This window comes from Thomasclavelia sp. (assembly GCF_017889095.1).
GTDB lineage: Bacteria > Bacillota_I > Bacilli_A > Erysipelotrichales > Coprobacillaceae > Thomasclavelia.
The window spans coordinates 1-6,210 of record NZ_JAGHEW010000148.1 but is presented as its reverse complement, the minus strand read 5'-3'; the positions used below and the strand labels follow the sequence as shown (position 1 = coordinate 6,210).

Below are 6,210 nucleotides of genomic sequence, written 5' to 3'. Positions count from 1 at the left end.
TGCCATAGAAGATGGTTGTATCAATATAACGTATTATATTGATGATGAAGTCGTTAAAAATTATAATAATGTACTTATATTCCAAGAAGAAACAACTTATTTTTTTGTTGGAACGACTTCAAAATGTTTAATACTTCGACCAGATGAAAATCATAAAAGATTTCATAATGGAAAAACAGATGTAAGTAATATTGATGAAGGTTTTGTAAATGCTTTGAAAAATGTCAAATATATAAGAAAAGAAAAAAACACGATTAGAACAAACGACTTAATCATGCAGTTCGAAAACAATCTTAATGGTCATAATTATAGAATTGAAATTAAATATAATATTGACATTTTATCATAAAAATATACTCAATGAATATAACGGGTGGCAGAGCCACCCTGTTCGGTATATGAGAACCACTTGTTATCCTTTAATCAGAGCCATCCAAAACGCAAAGAGAGCCAATCTGCATAGGCCGACTTTGTAATCATTTTAATTTAGGATATTCTTCTCTCATTGAAGATCCTTCTAATAATATATTATTATATGAGTTATTTGCAATTCGGCCTACCAATTCACTTATAGGCCCTTCGACTTCTGCGTCTCTTTTAGGCATAACCTAACGATTATGCCCTAGACTAAGTTTCCTGATTTGCACTGACACTCACAGAATAAGAGTTACACCTAAGAGGTTTCCTTATTCTGGTGAATATTTCAGTTTGCTGACGGCACCATGTTAATGAAGTGATAACAGTGCGTTAATCAAAATGACGACAATTTTATTAGTTATTATATAAAACAAAGCCTCCTGGTGTTAAAATTGTTTTGTAGATTTATCCACACGCATTTTAATGGAAGGAAATAAAAAGTATTCATAGGCAACCCGACTGCAATCATATTCATCAGGAACTCAATCGAAAAGGTGTGACTCTTATGATTTTGTGGGAAGAATATATTGAAGAAAGTATTGCACTCAATGAATCATATTTGAAATATACACAATTCTGTATCGTCTATAAGCAATATGTTGAGAAACATCAGCTGACAATGCATATTGAACATAAGCTGAATAAAAGATGTAAAACATCATATATTTTATGAGTAAATAATATATAATAATTAAAAATTTAGATTATTTTATATTCTTTTAGATTTGATTTTTATAGACAAGAGTATGTATTAATTTATGATAAATAAATCATATAATTATTTCTACTGAATATATATAAAATATTTTTAAATGTAATGATATAAAAACTTATTGATATAAATTAAGATTTATATTTTTTATCAAGATAGTCCATAAAACTATTATGTTTTATTTCTCTGCTATTTGAACAATATTTATGAAAGCTAAACAAGTAATATTTGGTATCAATAATATTTATCATAAACTTGTAATGATACTGAATTATATTTTGTCAGTTCCTCATTATCAATAAAAACAGCTGATGAATTTTTAAAGTCACGATAGTATATCTCACCGGAATCAATTTGTAATGGATCAATAAATTTAGGCTTTTCTTCTTTACAGTATTTACCAAATCTGGCTGATATAGGCAAATATGTAATTTTTTCATTATTCTTGTATTTATAGCCATCTACTTTTTCTAAATGTTTTAAAAATAATATATATTCCTGATCAGGGTTCATTAAAACATATCCCCTTATTGAAGTGATATTTTCCATGTTTTTTTGATAGGAGACAGATACCGGTTCCTGAATATAGATAATATCGCCTTTTTTTAGATCATCGCTGCTGCTATAAACATCTACAATTTTTACAGGTGTTTCTACACTGTTATAAAATAGTGTACTGTCATTTAATGATTGTACCTTGACAATTAAGTCACTGTTTTTTTCTAATTCATCTAAACTGCTTATTGAATTATTGAAATATATGCTTTCTTCATCATTTGAATACATAAAGTTATCAAGATCACACTGTTCTTTGATTTTACTTAAATTATAGTCACCGGCAAAAGAATATTTAGTCATTACTGCATATCCTATGGCTGTACTGATTAAAATTAAAACAGCTAAAAAATATATCTTTGTACTTCTAGTCATTTTTTTCCACTCTTTCTACTTTTCCGTAATTTAAATATATTTTTTCATCAAACAGTTCATCTATGTCCTGCTGATTATGAGTTGCAATGATTATACAGGCATTACGCATTTTTTCCTCAGTTATAATCTTTTTGAACTGTAAAATGGCATCCTGATCTAATGCATTAGTTGGCTCATCAAGCAAGATAAGCTGCGGTTTTTCCATGACTGCCTGTGCAATAGCCAGTCTCTGTTTCATTCCAAGTGAATATTTAGCTACAGTTCTTTTATCATCAGGGTCTAATCCGACCCGTTTTAACGCTTCTAAAACATCCGGTTTAGAAATTTTATCTCTGATTTGTGATAGATAGAGCAGGTTTTCCATTCCGGTATAATATTTAAAAAAAGCAGGTGTTTCAATAATTAATCCCATTTCAGGGGGATAGTCAATATCTTTATGAAGTGTCTGATGACCAATTACAATCTCACCTTTGTCAATTTGAATCAGACCGGCAATAGCACGCAGTAACATCGTTTTACCTGACCCGTTATGACCGCATAATCCGTAAATTTTTCCGCTTTCAAATTCTAAAGTTATATGATTTAAAATCATATTTGATTTTATTTCTCTTGAAATATCATTTATATTAATTTTCATAATTACCTCCAATTAGATCTTTTCTGTTGACTGCATACATTAATCCACCGATGCTTATAATCAGTTCAGTGACCTGACTTATCAAAATAAACATATATTTATAATCAGGCAATGCAGAATAGGTTACAGGCATATCATATAAAATATATACAGAAGGATAATAGTAGTTATAGTTGCCATGATTTAAAGGAATAAATTTGCAAAGTTCAATATTAGACGGGAAATTATCTATTATAACTCCTGATATAATAACTGGACCAGCAATTAATAATAATGAAAAAACCATTCCTATTTCCAGTTTGAAACGATACAGAAAGAATTCACTTATAAACAGGATAATTAAAAGCTGAATCGTTGATGTTATCAGCAGTTTTATAAATTCACCGCCAATTATTTGTATAGGATCAAACTGAAAAGTTATTAAAATAACAATGATTACATTAATAAACTGATAAAACAGACAGTAAAAGATATTTTTAATAGAAACAAAGAACAGAAGTTTAGTATTTTTTTCAAACCGGTATCTTATATATATTTCATTTTCTTTTATTTCCCTGATAATTTCATACGGTATCCAATATATAAATAATGCCGAAGTCATTAGAAATAAAATAATCTGCAGCATTGATGCACTCTCTTCTAAAAAAATACCGCCCATATATATTTGATATGTACCTAATAACTCGCTTGCTGCAAAACCTCTATGAGTGACATATTTAAGGGTAAAAGACACGGCAATCAGAAATAATATCTTTATCAGTATTTCTCTATTTCTTGTAATAAATTTATAAAACATTTTTAGATTCTCCCAGTATTTCTGACTTGCAGATATTTTTATATAAAATGACAGCCAGCAGAATAATGAATAATACCATAACACTTATTAAAATAATTTTGTTTTCATATTTAAACAGCATCAGTGCTACTAAATTAGGGATATTATTTTCTCTAAACAGGCTGCTTAGCAGGCTGGTAATATTACATAGGCAGTAAGTTATAATAACTGCTACATTTTTATTTCTTATCTTAAAATATACGATCATAAAGATCACGCAGATAATCATGATATTTATAACAAAGCTGATATAATATCTCATTATCATGAAGAAATCGATCTGATAAATAAATACAGCAGCAAAATGTACCGGCAGTAATAATATGCATACGATCTTAAATGAACCTAAGAAAATCTTTTCAATAATGAAATAGAATAACTTTTTTTTCGTCTGAAACCTTGGAATGATCATATTATTAAATATCGGCAATATGTCAGCAGAAAAATATGACAGTACTACCGGAACAATAAATACAGCAATAATTATAATTGAAAAAGTATTTGCCATGATGTCATCAGTATTTACGGCATTTTTAAACATAAATAGAATTATCATTTCAACAGCTGCTAAAAAAATATAATTATTAATCTGATCCCTGTTAATGAATTGTTTCATATTTTTTTATTCCTTTTATTAAAATCAAGATTTCTGATAAATTCAATACTATTACTGATACACATACACTCAAAAAGGATATATTTGCATCAATTACCATATATGAAATATAGTTTAAAAAACTTAGATCAAAAATTATTCCAATAATACTGATCCCGGCTATGCCGATAAATGACATAATACAGATTTGTATAAATTCCATCTGACTGAACGGTTTAATAAAACTTAAAGAGTATGGAATATTGGAAACTGCTGCTAAAAAAATGCTGACCAGCAAAATTTTTGATAATATATAGATCAGAGGGTTTTGAATTCTTAAAAAATCAAATAAAATATTCTGATCATATCCCAGAATAATATCATATACCGGCATTCCCCAGCGGTTATCAAAACCGACAGCTGGATAAACGATATAGGAAATAATTAAATTTATTATTCCTGAAAATAAAATTACACTGAAAACCAGCACAAAATTGGCAATAAATTTAGAAACGTAATAGTCTTTCTTTTTTATTCGGGTAATTATCATTGTCTGCATCCCGTTTTTTTCTTCTTTCCATTTACTGGATGAATAAACTGTCATAACAAGCAAAGGTGATAAATATTGAAAAATATTGATAATAGCTCTTGCTTTAATGCTGACGTACATAGAATTGTCGATATATGATCTTATAGATAAAATGTTATGACCGAAGTCTAGATAACAGTTCAGCAGGATACTAATTAAACTTACTAAAAGGATAGCTGCAAATGTAAATTTAAACTCGATTTGATTTATCGAGTTTTTTATTTCGATTTTAACCTGTTTAATCATATTTTTAAAAAGAAACTGCTTTAGCAGTTTCCTATCTAAAATTAACTGTTCCGGCACAGAATGCTGTATCAATAGACCAGCTAGCATTTTCCATACCTAAAATGATTTGTATACCTTTTCCAGCATATCCACCTGTTGTAAATTTAATGTTAGAAGTGTTACCTTTCTTTTGATCATGATCATTTGAAATTTGTCTTTTTGTCGAATTGGCTGCCCAAAAAGTTACAGTATGGGTTCCTTCAACATTTTCAAGCTTATTTGTTATGTAATTTGCAGATGTAGTTTTTGAATGTGCATTAGTATAATTATTTCCTTGGAATCGAGGTAACTTATATCCCACATATCCAGCTGCACTTACCGCACTAATAGATAAAATACCTGCACATAAACTTGTAACAATAATTTTTCTTAACTTCTTCATTTTCATTCTTCCTTTTTCTTTTTTTGCAGATACGCTAACAATCTACGTAAATTATTTTACTTAAAAATAAAAAATAGTGAATAGACTTTGATCAAACTACATTATTATTGAACAAAAGTAGATAGTTTCGAAAATAATTATTTATTTCTCATGCATATTTTAGGAAAAATGTTATCGATGCAAAAACATTCAATAAAGAAATCAAATAAAAGTTAATTTTTATTTGATTGAATACAAGATGCAAGTGTATAGTTTTTCAATTTAAAAATCATATATTTTTATTGATTAATTATATGAAACATCTAAATTCAGAGTTTTATTCTGTTAAAAATAGTCAATCAAATTTAATAAAATAATTAATTTACTTTTTACTATAATGCTTGATTATTATCTATTCTTTTTATATCTTATATAAAGTATATTAATTGATTTGATTCCTGGTAACAAAGTTCTAAAAAAACAATTTTTTAGCAAATTTCTATCATCACTAAATTTTTGTACTACAATATACATAATGTATTTTAAATAACAGTTATTTTTAATATTTTTTATACTTATTCTTTCTCACTATTTATTCCAATGAAATAATTAATCGTATAACAACAGCAATAATAATGAGAGTTAATTGAAACCATATATATAGATTTGTAGAAACATACGTCATAAAAAGTCCTAAAGCTATTGGAAATATTAATCCACCCACTAAATTAAAAGCAATTTGAAATGAAGTGATTTTTTGAGCTTCTCTTATTTCATAACATATATGATTTTCATATAGTGTAAAAGGATAGACAACACACATTCCCATTCCAGTTAATAAAACCGATA

General features: G+C 27.6%; 9 protein-coding genes. 3 read left to right on the top strand and 6 right to left on the bottom strand.

What is annotated here, in order from left to right:
* A partial coding sequence (locus tag J7M77_RS06865) for a hypothetical protein (protein WP_296877093.1) occupies nt 1-349 on the top strand: 349 nt, incomplete at its 5' end.
* Nucleotides 350-922: 573 nt separating this feature from the next.
* A complete protein-coding gene (locus J7M77_RS06860; protein ID WP_296877092.1) occupies nt 923-1,090 on the top strand; it encodes a hypothetical protein in 168 nt (55 codons plus the stop codon).
* A gap of 273 nt (nt 1,091-1,363) precedes the next feature.
* On the opposite strand, the gene J7M77_RS06855 is transcribed toward J7M77_RS06860, so the two are convergent.
* From J7M77_RS06855 to J7M77_RS06845, 3 genes are read right to left on the bottom strand one after another with little or no spacing between them, the layout of a single operon-like run.
* On the bottom strand, nt 1,364-2,059 hold the full coding sequence (locus tag J7M77_RS06855; RefSeq protein WP_296877091.1) for a hypothetical protein: 696 nt from the start codon (nt 2,057-2,059) through the stop codon (nt 1,364-1,366).
* Nucleotides 2,052-2,696: an ABC transporter ATP-binding protein gene (locus J7M77_RS06850; protein ID WP_296877090.1), complete on the bottom strand. Its 645-nt coding sequence runs from the start codon at nt 2,694-2,696 to the stop codon at nt 2,052-2,054. The genes J7M77_RS06855 and J7M77_RS06850 overlap by 8 nt, the downstream gene beginning before the upstream one ends.
* Nucleotides 2,686-3,492 carry a hypothetical protein gene (locus J7M77_RS06845; protein ID WP_296877089.1) on the bottom strand — a complete coding sequence of 269 codons (807 nt, stop codon included), beginning with the start codon at nt 3,490-3,492 and terminating at the stop codon, nt 2,686-2,688. The genes J7M77_RS06850 and J7M77_RS06845 overlap by 11 nt, the downstream gene beginning before the upstream one ends.
* A gap of 443 nt (nt 3,493-3,935) precedes the next feature.
* On the opposite strand from J7M77_RS06845, the gene J7M77_RS06840 reads away from it, so the two are divergent.
* A complete protein-coding gene (locus J7M77_RS06840) occupies nt 3,936-4,112 on the top strand; it encodes a hypothetical protein (RefSeq protein WP_296877088.1) in 177 nt (58 codons plus the stop codon).
* Between the two features lie 18 nt (nt 4,113-4,130).
* Here J7M77_RS06840 and J7M77_RS06835 read toward each other — a convergent pair whose 3' ends face one another.
* From J7M77_RS06835 to J7M77_RS06825, 3 genes are all read right to left on the bottom strand, one after another.
* On the bottom strand, nt 4,131-5,018 hold the full coding sequence (locus J7M77_RS06835) for a hypothetical protein (RefSeq protein ID WP_296877087.1): 888 nt from the start codon (nt 5,016-5,018) through the stop codon (nt 4,131-4,133).
* Nucleotides 4,993-5,382 carry a hypothetical protein gene (locus J7M77_RS06830; protein ID WP_296877086.1) on the bottom strand — a complete coding sequence of 130 codons (390 nt, stop codon included), beginning with the start codon at nt 5,380-5,382 and terminating at the stop codon, nt 4,993-4,995. The genes J7M77_RS06835 and J7M77_RS06830 overlap by 26 nt, the downstream gene beginning before the upstream one ends.
* A gap of 571 nt (nt 5,383-5,953) precedes the next feature.
* Nucleotides 5,954-6,210 (bottom strand): hypothetical protein (locus J7M77_RS06825; RefSeq protein ID WP_296877085.1); only part of this gene is annotated, 257 nt, incomplete at its 5' end.